The following is a 12972-nucleotide window of genomic DNA, read 5'->3' on the forward strand; positions in this document are numbered from 1 at the left end:
TATGACTGAGCAAGCACAAGGATATGACTGAACAAGCACAAGGATTCGACTGAGCAAGTGAAAGAATACGTTTGCTCAGGTTCAAGAAGTTTGAATATCAGGTTAAAGGAGTATGTATCTAAGAGATTCCCCACTAGGCTCAGCAGCTCTGCTGAGCCTAGTCAGCAGGTCTGCCGACTGCAGTCAGCACATCTGCCGAGCCTAGTGGCAACACCCTATAATCGTACAACCACACACCTTTTAGCTGTACGATAATAACCGTTTATAACAACTCCGGAAGCTGGAAGAGCTTCACGCTGTTGCTGCCTTTGATGAGGATGTAATGGTCATGAGGCTGGTTCGCCTTGAGCGCTTCCTTCACCTCCTCTACATTCTGGAACTTGCGGTAGCTGCATGGAATATCCTTGAATTCATCGCCCACCAGCCATACATTCTCCAGACCAGCTGTCTGCAATTGGTCTACTACCTTCTGGTGCTCCTCATGGCTCACTTCGCCGAGTTCGCCCATCTGTCCGAGAATCGCCATCTTATGAGGCACATCCATCATGCGGAAGTTCTCGATGGCGGCTGCCATGCTCGAAGGGTTGGCATTGTAGGCATCCACCACCAGCTTGTTGTGCGCCGTCTCTTCCAACTGCGAACGGTTGTTGCTTGGGATGTAGTTCTCCAGGGCATGATCTATCTGCTGAGGCTTCACATCGAAATGAAGACCGATGGTGATGGCAGCAAGCATGTTGTCGATATTGTAAGAGCCGATGAGATGGGTTTGAACCTCATGCCAGTCGAAACTCTCGGTGCGCCAGCGGAACTTCAGGAAAGGAGCGCAGGAGATGACTTCTCCCCATACATCGCAGTTTTCATCCTTGCCGTATGTGATGAGGCGGTTGATGTTGCGCTGCTCAGCCATCTGCATCAGATGCTCGTTGTCTGCATTGATGAAGACGAGGGCATCGTTGGCTGCGAGGTAATCATAGAGCTCTCCCTTGGTCTTCTTTACGCCTTCGAAGCTTCCGAATCCCTGCAGATGGGCACGGCCCACGTTGGTAATCATACCGCAGGTTGGTTCCACGTATTCCACGAGTTTTCGAATGTCACCAGGATGGGAAGCACCCATCTCTACAACGGCAATCTCATTCTCTGGTGAGAGACGGAAGAGGGTCTTTGGTACGCCTACATCATTATTGAAGTTACCCTGGGTGAACATCACGTTGAACTTCTCGCCGAGAACAGCAGAGACGAGTTCCTTGGTGGTGGTCTTGCCGTTGGTTCCGGTGATGCCTACCACAGGAATATCGAAGTGGCGGCGATGCTCACGGGCTAGTTCCTTGAAGGTGGTGAGGCAGTCCTCTACGAGGATGTAGCGTTCCTCGCCTTCCTTGGCATACTCTTTTTCATCTACAATCACATAGGCACAGCCTTTCTCCAAAGCCATGTCGGCAAACTTGTTGCCATCAAACGATGCACCCTTCAAAGCCAGGAAGATGCTGCCCTCTGGGCAGTCGCGGCTGTCAGTGGTAATCACTGGGTGCGCTTGGTAAATCTGATAGAGTTCTGAAATATCCATAGTCTATAACTGTTATTTTGGGTGCAAAAGTAATCTAAATTATGGACATAACAAACAATTTTCCCAAAAAATGATGGTAATCTCGAATATTCTTTCTATTTTTGCAGAAATATTCGATGAATCTTTAGAAAGTGAGGCTCTTTATGGGTAGTAGAGATGAAAAAGATAAAACGAAAGTAAGGAAGGAAAAGCTGGCAGGCTATTTCTATAATCTATCCCAGTTGATATTTACGGGGACTGGGGTAGGAGGTTTCTTGCCGTTGCTGAAAGGTGAAGCTACGGTCGGTGATGTCTCTGTATTAATTTTTGGTGTTTTGGCTACAGCTGTTTTTGCAGGTATAGCTAATAAAATTTTAAAATATTGATTATATGAGTTATTTAGCATTATTTTTTCTGATTTGCTGTATCGTCGGTGGAAGTTTTTTAGCTTGGTTATATACAAAACCAGGCGAGAAATGGTTGAAAGATTTGTAAAATATTAAGTTATGGAAGTTTACAATGGACTATTGTTTTTCTTTGTGGTTGGAACAATCATAGGTGGGAGCTTTCTTGCCTGGACTTATACTAAGCCCGGTAAAAAATGGCTTAAGGAATTGTAGTGTTATGAGCTATTTGGCATTGTTCTTTTTAGTATGCTCGATTTTCGGTCTTGGTTTTATAGCTTGGACTTATACTAAATCGGGTGAAAAGTGGCTTAAGGAATTGTAGAATTATGAGCTATTTGGCATTGTTCTTTTTAGTTTGCTCAATTTTTAGCCTAAGTTTTATTGCCTGGACTTACACAAAGCCAGGTAAAAAGTGGCTTAAGGAGTTATAATCCGATGGAATATACGATCAATATCAAGGGGCGCTTGATGGATTTGAGTATCCCTCAGGTGATGGGCATCCTGAACGTTACGCCCGACAGTTTCTACTCTGGCAGTAGAAAACAGACTGAAATGGAGATAGCTCAGAGAGCTAATCAGATTATAGAAGAAGGTGGAAGCATCATTGATGTGGGCGCTTTCTCCACCCGTCCCGGTGCCGATGAAGTATCGGAAGAGGAGGAGGGAAGACGCCTGAAGTTTGCTCTCGACATCGTTCGCAGGGAGCAACCGGATGCTGCCGTCTCCGTAGATACCTATCGCCCAACCTTGGCACGTAAGTGTATCGAGGAGTGGGGAGCCGATATCATCAACGATGTATCAGAAGGTGGAATTACTGGTATCGCCAATGTACCGCTGGAGCAGAGACAGGAGGAATATCCTGAAATGTTCCGTGTGGTGGGCGAGCTGAAGGTACCTTATATATTAATGTCGGTGCAGCCTACGCTCGAAACGATGATGAAGGGCTTTGCCAGAGAGGTACAGCAGTTGCGCGACCTGGGAGCCAAGGACATCATCCTCGACCCAGGCTTCGGCTTCGGCAAGAATCTCATCCAGAATTATCAGATTTATAATGAGATGGAGAAGTTGAACGTGATGGAACTTCCGGTTCTGGTAGGCATCTCCCGCAAGAGTATGATATACAAGCTGCTGGGTGGAGATGCTACGACATCGCTCAATGGAACTTCCGTGCTCGACACCATCGCCCTGATGAAGGGCGCCAGCATCCTCAGAGTGCACGATGTGAAAGAAGCTGCTGAGGCTGTGAAGATAATAGAAGCAATGAAGGAGGGACGCACATGATAGAATTTGGCATCAAAGACTTTCTCGATATTCTCCTGGTAGCCTCGCTGCTGTTCTATGTTTATCGTCTGATGAAGGAATCGCGCTCCCTGAACATCTTCGTGGGCATCATGCTCTTCGTGCTTATCTGGCTCTTTGTGAGTCAGATACTGGAAATGCGTCTGCTGGGTTCTATCCTGGATAAACTGGTGAGCGTGGGAGTCATCGCCCTCATCGTCATCTTCCAGGAGGATATCCGTAGATTCCTTTATGAAATCGGTTCGCAGAAAGGTATGCGCCGGCTGGTTCGCTTCTTCCACTCCAGCAAGGAGAGCCAGAAGGAGGCTAACAAGGAGACCATCATGCCGATTGTGATGGCGTGTATGAGTATGGCGAAGAAATACGTAGGTGCTCTTATCGTTATAGAGCGAGGCGTTCCACTGAAGGACATCATGGATACGGGTGAGGAGATAGACGCCAAGATTAACCAGCGGCTGATAGAGAATATTTTCTTCAAGAATTCGCCGCTTCATGATGGAGCCATGGTAGTGAGCAATAAGCGCATCATGGCAGCCGGATGTATTCTGCCTGTGAGTCATAACCTCGATATTCCGAAGGAACTGGGACTCCGCCATCGTGCCGCTCTCGGAATATCACAGAGCAGTGATGCCATCGCCGTCATTGTATCCGAGGAGACCGGACGAATCAGCGTGGCCATCAAGGGCGAGTTCAAACTCAGACTCTCGGCCGAGGAACTGGAAAGCATCCTTACTCTGGAAATGATATAAGTTAAGTGAAGAGTGAAGAACGAAGAGTGAAGAATTCATCACTTTTCCTACTACGTAAACCTTTACGATATGAATAATCTCCCGATTTAGCTTTTTTTACACATTTTAATCGCTGCTATTTCAAAGAAAATGTGTACTTTTGCAAAGTCGATGTGGCAAAAAGGTGAAAAACAAGATAACATCACCTAACACTTTGACAGATCTACTTAGGAAACAACAAAATATATAAAATATTAAAAAGTAAAATGGATTTATTACAGCAAATCGTAGCTCGCGCTAAAGCTGACAAGCAGCGCATCGTGCTCCCTGAAGCAGAAGAGGAGCGTACATTGAAAGCAGCCGATAAAGTTTTGGCTGATGATCTCGCAGACATCATCCTCATCGGTAACCCTGCCAATATTAAGAATCTCGCTGCTCAGTGGGGTCTTAACAACATCGACAAGGCTACTATCGTTGATCCACAAAACAACCCTAAGACTGAGGAGTATGCTGAGAAGCTCGCTGAACTTCGCAAGAAGAAGGGCATGACCGTAGAGCAGGCTCGTGAACTCGTAACTAAGAACAACCTCTACCTCGGTTGTATGATTATCAAGACTGAGGGCGCTGATGGTCAGATTTCTGGTGCATTGAGCACTACTGGTGATACTCTCCGTCCAGCTCTTCAGATCATCAAGTGTACTCCAGGTATCACTTGCGTAAGTGGTGCTATGTTGCTCATCTCAGACCAGAAGCAGTATGGTCAGGATGGCGTTGTAGTAATGGGTGACGTTGCTGTAACTCCAAACCCTACAGCAGACCAGCTTGCTCAGATTGCCTATACTACAGCTCATACAGCTCAGTCAGTGGCAGGTATTACTGATCCACAGATTGCCATGTTGAGCTTCTCTACAAAGGGTAGCGCAAAGGATGCTATCAACAAGGAGACTGGCAAGAGTGTTTATATTATTGACAAGGTAAAGGATGCCGTAGCTATTGCTAAGGAGAAGTTCCCAGAGCTTCATCTCGATGGTGAACTTCAGGCAGATGCAGCCCTCGTTCCTGAGGTAGCTGCCAAGAAGGCTCCAGGTTCTGACGTAGCTGGTAAGGCTAACGTTTTGGTAGTTCCTAACCTCGAGGTTGGTAACATCGGCTACAAGCTCGTTCAGCGTTTGGGTGGTGCCATCGCTATCGGTCCTATCCTCCAGGGTATTGCCCGTCCTGTAAACGATCTTTCTCGTGGTTGCTCTGTTGATGACATCTACTACATGGTAGCCATCACAGCTTGCCAGGCACAGGATGCTAAGAAGGCGTAATTGAGACTAACTTTATTCAATCAATAACATTACAAAATTAACATTATGAAAATATTGGTTCTGAACTGCGGTAGTTCATCTATCAAGTACAAGTTATATAATATGGACGATGAGTCTGTATTGGCACAGGGTGGTGTAGAGCGTATCGGTCTTGATAACGCTTTCATCAAGGTGAAATTGCCTAACGGCGAGAAGAAGCAGATCATGCACGACATGCCTGACCACAAGGAAGGTGTGAACTTCGTGTTCAAGTGTCTGCTCGACCCGGAAATCGGTGCTATCAAGGACTTAAAGGAAATCGACGCAGTAGGACACCGTGTCGTACAGGGTGGTGACAAGTTCAACGAGAGTGTTATCGTTGACAAGAGCGTAGAGGATGGTATCGAGGAACTTTGCGACCTCGCTCCTGTTCACAACGCAGGTCACCTGAAGGGTATCCGTGCCGTTGACTCTTTGATGCCTGGCACTCCTCAGGTTTGCGTATTCGACAACGCATTCCACAGCACAATGCCAGACTACGCTTATCTCTATGCAATTCCTTACGAGTTGTACGAGAAGTATCACGTACGCCGTTATGGTTTCCACGGAACATCTCACCGCTATGTTTCTAAGCGTGTTTGCGAGATTCTCGGTCTCGACCAGAACAACTCCAAGATCATTACTTGCCACATCGGTAACGGTGGCTCTGTAGCTGCTGTATTGAACGGTAAGGTATTGGATACTTCAATGGGCTTGACCCCATTGGCTGGTCTGATGATGGGCTCACGTTGTGGTGACATCGATGCTTCTGCCGTTACCTACTTGATGGAGAAGTTGAACATGAAGCCACAGGAGATGGCTGACTTCCTGAACAAGAAGAGTGGTGTGCTCGGTATTACAGGTATTTCTTCTGATATGCGCGACATCGAGAACGCTGCCAACGAGGGTAACGAGAAGGCTCAGCTGGCTCTCCGCATGTACGAGTATCGCATCAAGAAGTACATTGGTGCTTACACAGCAGCTATGGGTGGCGTTGACGCTGTCGTATTTACAGCTGGTGTTGGTGAGAACCAGACCGACCTGCGCGAGGAAGCTTGCAAGAACCTGGAGTATCTTGGCATCAAGATTAACAAGGAAGTGAACGATAAGGTTCGTGGCGAGGAAGCTATCATCTCTACTGACGACAGTAAGGTGAAGGTAGTTGTAGTTCCTACCGACGAGGAGATTGTTATCGCTCGCGATACAATGGAATTGGTTGCTAACAAGTAATCATACGCTATATATAATAAGGTGAAGACTAGAAACATAAGTGAATGGTCTTCACCTTTTTAATTTTTTGAGATTTTTGAGAATTATGAAAACAAAGATTGTAACTTTCGGAGAAATATTGCTTAGGATTTCTAAGCCTGGTTATCAACGTTTATTTCAGGGACATCATATGTTTGGCAATTATGGTGGCAGTGAGGCTAATGCAGCCATCTCTTTGGCTTATTTAGGCGATAATGTAGAGTATGTAACCCGTGTGCCATATGGTGAGATGGGTGAGGCAGCGTTGATGCATCTCAGAGAGTACGGTCTGAATGTTTCTCATGTTGTGCGTGGCGGCGAACGTCTCGGAACTTATTATTTCGAAGAAGCAGTAGCTATGCGCAATTCCCGTGTGGTTTACGACCGCAAGAATTCTTCTTTCTATACGCTGAAGCGCGGAATGGTGAAATGGGAAAAGGTGCTGGCTGATGCTGCCGTATTCCATTGCTCCGGCATTACCTGTGCTATCAGCCGCGATGCGATGGAATCAACTATGGATGCCATCAAACTTGCTGTTTCTGACGGGTTGACCATTTCCTGCGATATTAATTACCGTAAGAATCTCTGGGGATATGGTCTGGAGCCTCATGATGTGCTATTCCAGATGATGCAGTATAGCGACATCATCTTTGGTGACCAGAATGAGTGGGAGATAGCCAGCGGTGTGCCTCATATTCCTTTCGAGGCTTTGGATGCAGACTATGAGATTGACAAGGAGGCTTATCAGGAGTATTTCCGCAAGATGCATCAGCTCTTCCCTAAGTGTAAGAAGATGGTGATGGCGGTAAGAAATCAGATTGCCAGCAGTCATCATACCTTGAGCGGCTTGCTCTATGATGCTGTAGAAGATCAGCTCTATACTACAAGAATCTATGATATTGAGCCGATTGTTGATCCGATGGGTGTAGGTGATGCCTTTATTGCTGCCTATATTCATGCCCATCAGAAGTGGGGCGACAAGAACCAGTATTGCCTGGATTTCTCTCTGTCAGCAAGCGCGATAAAAAATACGGTTCCGGGTGATCAGAATCTGGTTACAGAAGAAGAAATCATCAATAACATGACTTCTTCGGGAGGACGCATACAGAGATAGTTTATAGTTGATAGGTTATAGTTAATAGGGCAATCTTGCTCTGAGATAGTTATAGTTGATAGTTAATAGTTTATAGCAGGAACCTCTTTAAGTAAGATAGTCCTATAAACTCTATTAACTATCAACTATAAACTGTTTATTACGGTTGGCTTTCGCCTTCCACATATTCTTCCATAAACATGTGTTCGCCATCAAACACGGCATAGGTGAACTGCCATATCCAGTCGCCCAGAATCATCAGTCGGGTCTTTTTGCTCAACATCAGATCCAGTTCAATGTGGCGATGGCCGAACATGAAGTAATCTATATCCTTGTGACCTTGCATATACTGTTTGGCAAAGCGTACCAGGAACTCCTTCTTTTCGCCCATATAAGGCTCTTCCTTTCCGTCAGCACGTTTCAGTCGGCTATGCTTAGCCCAGTTCAAGCCCAAAGCCATTCCCCAGCGAGGATGAATCGCATTAAGGAGGCGTTGGCAGGTCTGGTTCTGGAACATTCTTTTCAGAAACTTGAATTTCTTGTCTGGGTCACCCAGTCCGTCTCCATGTGCCAGATAGAATACTTTATCGTATATCTCTATGGTCTGAGGCTTGTAATGTACGGTAACGCCACACTCTTCCTCCAGGTAGCCATAGGTCCAGAGGTCGTGGTTACCCGTAAAGAAATGTACTTCCACTCCCATATCGGTCAACTCCGAGAGTTTACCTAAGAAGCGTGTATAGCCTTTTGGTACAACATATTTATATTCGTTCCAGAAGTCAAACATGTCACCCAGGAGATAAACTGCCGCAGCCTTCGTCTTGATGCTGTCCAGGAAACGGACCAGGCGGCGTTCTTGCATGCGGGCATGCGGAATGGCTAATGAGCCAAGGTGCGCATCTGAGAGGAAATATACATTTTTCATAAGCGATTCTTTTTAAATGAAGAGTGAAGAATGAAGAGTGAAGAATTCAACGGCTTTGTCTTTATTCAAAACCGAGTTCTACGCGAGCTTCCTCGCTCATCATACTCTGATCCCAAGCCGGTTCGAATACAAGGTTCACATTGGCAGATTTTACGCCTTCCACGCTGTCTACCTTGCTTCTTACATCCTCCAGGATGAAGTCGGCAGCAGGGCATGAAGGGGCTGTGAAGGTCATGTCGAGATCTACGGTGGCATCGTCTTTCACATCTATTTTGTAAATCATACCGAGGTCCCAGATATTGACAGGAATCTCTGGGTCGTAAACGGTCTTAAGCACATCTACGATCTTTTCTTCTATCTTTGTCTTTTCTTCTTGTGTCATAATAATCTTTGTTTTTGCCTACAAAGATAATAATTATTGCAGACAAAACAAAAAGAAAAGCTGTTTTTTTCTTGCAGAAGGACTAATATGCACCAAATAGACTACAATTTACCTTTATCGTGATATGAATAAAAGGCACCGTCGGTTATGATGACATGGTCCATAAAGAAGAGGCGCATGATTTCGCAGGCTTTGGCAATCTTTTGGGTAAGTACATCATCGGCTTTGCTTGGCTGAGGATTGTTACTGGGATGATTGTGGCAGAAGGCGATAATGGTAGCGTTGTTGAGCACCGCTTCTTTGATGATAAGACGGATGTCGGTTGCCGTTTCTGTAATGCCGCCTTTTGAGATGCAGCTCGCTTTGATGAGCTTGAAGTTCTGGTTCATCATCAGGAGCCATGCTTCCTCTGTATCTAAATCCTGCATCTTCGGAAGCATATAGTTGTAGATGGCAAGGGATGAGCCTAAGTCGGGACGTGTGCCAATCTTATCGAGAGCACGGCGCTTGCCCAGTTCGCAGGCTGCAAGAATGGTGATGGCTTTGGCGGGTCCCATTCCTTTATATTGCGTCAGTTCTCTGATGGACTTCTTTCCTAGCTGGTTCAGGTTGTTGTCGCAATCCTTCAGAATGCGTTTCATCAGGTCTACGGCACTTTCGTCAGTAGATCCCGAACCAATCAGAATACCTAAGAGCTCGGCATTGGATAATGCTGAGGCTCCCAAACGCTCCAGTTTCTCGCGAGGCTTGTCTTCTTCTGCCCAATTGGCAATGGTTAGTTTCTCTGCCATAATAATAACTGATAAGTAGATTATTATTGGCTTCTCTTTTTGCGGGGAAGTCTTATTTGTAGAAAGTCTTGTTGTATGCGCAGAATTCGCTCTGTCCCAGTACGCATCTCTTCCACCATGCAGAAAGAAATCCGCATCCGTAACCCATCAGCTGTGTGAAGGCAGCGCGAATACTCAGCAAGCCTATCTTCACGCTGTGATTCTCTCTGCTGCTGTCGATAAACAGTGCGATGGTATAGAGAATGATGCCGGCGAGACCGATGCAGCCCAATGCTGCCATCGCATTGCCCAAGGTTGGGAATACGTGAGCGGTGCCAAGCATGTATGGCAGGAAGCCGAAGAAGAGCAGAAGCAGCGTGCCTATTACACCCACGGTGAAGACCATAGGAAGGAGATGCACGAGTTTGAGACTCTCTGGATATTTCTTGTAGAGATTGATGCGGGCGATGCCACTGTTGTAGACCTGTCGCCAGAACTTGCGGAAGTCGGTGCGGCGCTTATGCCATACCCATGCTTCAGGGAACAGACGGCAACGGCAGCCTGCCTTGAAGATACGGATAGAGAAATCAATGTCCTCACCGAAACGCATATTGGAAAAGCCATTCAACCTGAGATAAACATCCCTGCGGATGCCCATGTTGAATGAACGGGGATAGAACTTATCCATCTTCTTCTTTCCGCCACGGATACCACCGGTGGTAAAGAAAGAAGTCATGGAATAAGAAATGGCTTTCTGAGTATCTGTAAATGATGAGTGTGCCTTGTCGGGACCGCCGAAAGCATCGGCTGGCTCACGGCTCAACTCATCACTTACAGCCTTCAGATAACCTTCTGGCAAGACCACGTCGCTATCGAGTATCAGAAGATACTCACCCTTGGCGCGCTCGGCACCATAGTTGCGACTCTGGCCCGGACCAGAGTTCTCCTTATAGTAATAATGTATATCCATCATGTGCTCATATCGCTTGCACACCTCCTCGCAGGGAGTCTGTGAGCCATCCTCAACGATGACAACTTCGAAGTCTTTCTCTGATTGATGAGTCAGACTCTCTAAAAGTTCGTCCACTTCGTCAGGACGATTAAATACAGGTACTATGATGGAATATTTCATTCTTCTTACTATTAAGGGTTAGTTTTACTCAATAAGAGCACAATCTTCCTGTTGGAGGATGTATTACTCGCTTACACGACCGAGGTAGCTACCGTCACGGGTGTCGATCTGGATAGTCTCGCCTTCGTTGATGAACAAAGGAACACGAACCTCAGCACCAGTCTCCAATGTAGCAGGCTTTGTAGCGTTGGTAGCAGTATTACCCTTTACACCTGGCTCAGAGTGAGTAATCTTCAAAGTAGTCTTCACTGGCATTTCAGCCAAGAGGATAGTACCATCAGTTGTATCAGTAACCACCTCAACAACGTCACCCTCCTTCATGTACTGGCCACCAGTAACGTTCTCCTTAGCGATAGGCACCTGCTCGAAAGTCTCCTGGTTCATGAAGATGCAACCAGTAGCGTCCTCGTAGAGGTACTGGTAAGGACGGCGCTCAACGCGAACATCCTCCAATTTGAAACCTACCTGGAATGTACGTTCCAATACACGACCGTCGGCAACATTCTTCAATTTTGTGTTCATTACGGTGTTACCTTTACCTGGCTTTCTGTGCTGAAAGTCGATGCAAACCCATACTTTGCCATCCATGCGGATGCAAGTACCAATCTTAATTTCCTGTGAATTAATCATTTCTTGTTTATCTTGAATGTTATTATAATAATCTCAAAATCGAGTGCAAAGTTACGGCAAAAACATGAAAAATCAAAGGAAATATCGAAAAAAACATAAATATTTAAGCTAAATTTGGTAGTTTTCTTGGTTATTTCAGAAAATATGCGTAATTTTGCAGCCCAAAAAGGGCGTGTTTTGCACTTTTGTGAAGAATATTAATTAAAAAATAAATAAGAAAAATGAAAAGAACATTTCAGCCTCACAATCGTCGTCGCGTAAACAAGCATGGTTTCCGTGAGCGTATGGCAACTAAGAATGGTCGTCGCGTATTGGCTTCTCGCCGTGCTCATGGCCGTAAGAAGTTAACTGTATCTGACGAGCACCACGGAAAGTAATTCCGAGGAAAGATTCGTCTGTTGACGATGACATTAAAAGCAGCAAGGATGTATTCTTTGCTGCTTTTTGTTGTTTATAACGCCCCTTCCTTTTCTGAGATTGCTCTTTTGGGAACAAAGATGTTTTGTTTTTATATCATAAAATTAGGTGGTGAGAGTGCAAAAACTTTCCTTTTTATTTTGTTCTTCCCCCAAATACTTGTATCTTTGCACCAAAAAATAATATATGACTTCATCAGAGTTTATAAATAAGTTTAAGAGTAAGTACCTTTGGGGGAATATCGGTGCCATGATTCTGGTACTGGTGTTGCTCTGTGTCGGTGTCAAGTATGGCATCGATATCTATACCCATCATGGTGAGGCCATCCGTGTGCCGGATATTCGATATAAGAACATCGATGATGCTACACATATCCTCGACGATGCGGGATTGGAAATTGTTGTAACGGATACGGGATATGTCCGCTCTTTGCCGCCTGATGTCATTCTGGAGCAGACTCCGGTTTTCGGAGAAGTGGTAAAGTCGGGACATGTTATCTATGTTACCATCAATTCTGATCATTCTCCACGTATCACCATTCCTGATGTCATTGACAACAGTTCGTTGCGAGAGGCAATGGCTAAACTTACTGCTATGGGATTCAAACTGGGTACACCTGAATATATTCCTGGCGAAGAGGATTGGGTTTATGGTATCCTCGTTAAGGGTAAGCATGTTGTAGCTGGTGATAAGGTTTCTATCGATGATGTGCTTGTCATACAGGTTGGCAATGGTAAACGGAGCGTTGATGATTCTATCGATGTGGTAGATCCGGTTTATCACGGCGAAGAAGATGTGATGGAAGGCGAAGGTGACATGAGCGGAGAAACTCATGAAGACAACTTCGAGGTGGTTCCTGGTACGGAAGCCACAGAGCCTGCTCCTTCGCATGAACACCATCAGAAGGAAGTGGTGGAGTAGGAGAAATGAAAAGTGAAGAGTGAAGAATTCAATAGTAATACGAATGATATTTTTAGAATATATATGTAATAAGGTATATGCTCCTGTAGAGGATGACTTCGGGTTTGATGATGCAGGAGATATGGACGAACTGGATGATGAACTCC

Annotated in this window: 14 protein-coding genes; 8 read left to right on the top strand and 6 right to left on the bottom strand. The window is 45.6% G+C overall.

The window, feature by feature from the left end; genetic code table 11:
- Positions 1-262 precede the first annotated feature (262 nt).
- Entirely contained in the window at positions 263-1564 is a 1302-nt protein-coding gene (locus tag NQ544_RS13065) for a UDP-N-acetylmuramoyl-tripeptide--D-alanyl-D-alanine ligase (RefSeq protein WP_006847580.1), read from the bottom strand.
- A gap of 143 nt (positions 1565-1707) precedes the next feature.
- On the opposite strand from NQ544_RS13065, the gene NQ544_RS13070 reads away from it, so the two are divergent.
- From NQ544_RS13070 to NQ544_RS13095, 6 genes are all read left to right on the top strand, one after another.
- Complete coding sequence (locus NQ544_RS13070) at positions 1708-1929, top strand: DUF6722 family protein (RefSeq protein WP_006847579.1); 222 nt, start codon at positions 1708-1710, stop codon at positions 1927-1929.
- A 456-nt stretch (positions 1930-2385) separates the two neighbouring features.
- The gene (gene folP / locus NQ544_RS13075) at positions 2386-3231 is read left to right on the top strand and encodes a dihydropteroate synthase (protein WP_006847578.1); all 846 of its coding nucleotides are present in this window, start codon (positions 2386-2388) and stop codon (positions 3229-3231) included.
- Positions 3228-3998: a diadenylate cyclase CdaA gene (gene cdaA / locus NQ544_RS13080; RefSeq protein ID WP_006847577.1), complete on the top strand. Its 771-nt coding sequence runs from the start codon at positions 3228-3230 to the stop codon at positions 3996-3998. Before folP ends, cdaA begins: the two co-directional genes overlap by 4 nt.
- A gap of 245 nt (positions 3999-4243) precedes the next feature.
- Positions 4244-5290, top strand: coding sequence for a phosphate acetyltransferase (pta, locus tag NQ544_RS13085; RefSeq protein WP_006847576.1), 1047 nt, complete (start codon positions 4244-4246; stop codon positions 5288-5290).
- Between the two features lie 45 nt (positions 5291-5335).
- Positions 5336-6538, top strand: coding sequence for an acetate kinase (locus NQ544_RS13090; protein WP_006847575.1), 1203 nt, complete (start codon positions 5336-5338; stop codon positions 6536-6538).
- Between the two features lie 85 nt (positions 6539-6623).
- Positions 6624-7670 carry a sugar kinase gene (locus NQ544_RS13095; RefSeq protein ID WP_006847574.1) on the top strand — a complete coding sequence of 349 codons (1047 nt, stop codon included), beginning with the start codon at positions 6624-6626 and terminating at the stop codon, positions 7668-7670.
- 139 nt (positions 7671-7809) lie between these two features.
- Here NQ544_RS13095 and NQ544_RS13100 read toward each other — a convergent pair whose 3' ends face one another.
- The 5 genes from NQ544_RS13100 to efp all read right to left on the bottom strand — a co-directional run bounded on the left by NQ544_RS13100 (position 7810) and on the right by efp (position 11488).
- Positions 7810-8574 (bottom strand): UDP-2,3-diacylglucosamine diphosphatase, encoded by a 765-nt coding sequence (locus NQ544_RS13100; RefSeq protein WP_006847573.1) that lies wholly within the window; start codon positions 8572-8574, stop codon positions 7810-7812.
- A gap of 61 nt (positions 8575-8635) precedes the next feature.
- A complete protein-coding gene (locus NQ544_RS13105) occupies positions 8636-8956 on the bottom strand; it encodes a metal-sulfur cluster assembly factor (protein ID WP_006847572.1) in 321 nt (106 codons plus the stop codon).
- A 101-nt stretch (positions 8957-9057) separates the two neighbouring features.
- Entirely contained in the window at positions 9058-9747 is a 690-nt protein-coding gene (gene radC / locus NQ544_RS13110; RefSeq protein ID WP_006847571.1) for a RadC family protein, read from the bottom strand.
- A gap of 52 nt (positions 9748-9799) precedes the next feature.
- Positions 9800-10858: a glycosyltransferase family 2 protein gene (locus tag NQ544_RS13115; protein WP_006847570.1), complete on the bottom strand. Its 1059-nt coding sequence runs from the start codon at positions 10856-10858 to the stop codon at positions 9800-9802.
- Between the two features lie 63 nt (positions 10859-10921).
- Positions 10922-11488 carry an elongation factor P gene (gene efp / locus NQ544_RS13120; protein WP_006847569.1) on the bottom strand — a complete coding sequence of 189 codons (567 nt, stop codon included), beginning with the start codon at positions 11486-11488 and terminating at the stop codon, positions 10922-10924.
- A 221-nt stretch (positions 11489-11709) separates the two neighbouring features.
- Between efp and rpmH the strand changes: the two genes are divergently transcribed.
- Both rpmH and NQ544_RS13130 read left to right on the top strand, forming a co-directional pair.
- A complete protein-coding gene (gene rpmH, locus NQ544_RS13125) occupies positions 11710-11865 on the top strand; it encodes a 50S ribosomal protein L34 (protein WP_004351099.1) in 156 nt (51 codons plus the stop codon).
- A gap of 226 nt (positions 11866-12091) precedes the next feature.
- Positions 12092-12826 carry a PASTA domain-containing protein gene (locus NQ544_RS13130; RefSeq protein ID WP_006847567.1) on the top strand — a complete coding sequence of 245 codons (735 nt, stop codon included), beginning with the start codon at positions 12092-12094 and terminating at the stop codon, positions 12824-12826.
- Positions 12827-12972 lie beyond the last annotated feature (146 nt).

The organism is Segatella copri DSM 18205 (assembly GCF_025151535.1).
GTDB lineage: Bacteria > Bacteroidota > Bacteroidia > Bacteroidales > Bacteroidaceae > Prevotella > Prevotella copri.

Bases quoted from the DNA above. Each gene is read 5' to 3' on its own strand.
- NQ544_RS13065 (WP_006847580.1), bottom strand. From the start codon at position 1,564: ATGGATATTTCAGAACTCTATCAGATTTACCAAGCGCACCCAGTGATT.
- NQ544_RS13070 (WP_006847579.1), top strand. From the start codon at position 1,708: ATGGGTAGTAGAGATGAAAAAGATAAAACGAAAGTAAGGAAGGAAAAG.
- folP (WP_006847578.1), top strand. From the start codon at position 2,386: ATGGAATATACGATCAATATCAAGGGGCGCTTGATGGATTTGAGTATC.
- cdaA (WP_006847577.1), top strand. From the start codon at position 3,228: ATGATAGAATTTGGCATCAAAGACTTTCTCGATATTCTCCTGGTAGCC.
- pta (WP_006847576.1), top strand. From the start codon at position 4,244: ATGGATTTATTACAGCAAATCGTAGCTCGCGCTAAAGCTGACAAGCAG.
- NQ544_RS13090 (WP_006847575.1), top strand. From the start codon at position 5,336: ATGAAAATATTGGTTCTGAACTGCGGTAGTTCATCTATCAAGTACAAG.
- NQ544_RS13095 (WP_006847574.1), top strand. From the start codon at position 6,624: ATGAAAACAAAGATTGTAACTTTCGGAGAAATATTGCTTAGGATTTCT.
- NQ544_RS13100 (WP_006847573.1), bottom strand. From the start codon at position 8,574: ATGAAAAATGTATATTTCCTCTCAGATGCGCACCTTGGCTCATTAGCC.
- NQ544_RS13105 (WP_006847572.1), bottom strand. From the start codon at position 8,956: ATGACACAAGAAGAAAAGACAAAGATAGAAGAAAAGATCGTAGATGTG.
- radC (WP_006847571.1), bottom strand. From the start codon at position 9,747: ATGGCAGAGAAACTAACCATTGCCAATTGGGCAGAAGAAGACAAGCCT.
- NQ544_RS13115 (WP_006847570.1), bottom strand. From the start codon at position 10,858: ATGAAATATTCCATCATAGTACCTGTATTTAATCGTCCTGACGAAGTG.
- efp (WP_006847569.1), bottom strand. From the start codon at position 11,488: ATGATTAATTCACAGGAAATTAAGATTGGTACTTGCATCCGCATGGAT.
- rpmH (WP_004351099.1), top strand. From the start codon at position 11,710: ATGAAAAGAACATTTCAGCCTCACAATCGTCGTCGCGTAAACAAGCAT.
- NQ544_RS13130 (WP_006847567.1), top strand. From the start codon at position 12,092: ATGACTTCATCAGAGTTTATAAATAAGTTTAAGAGTAAGTACCTTTGG.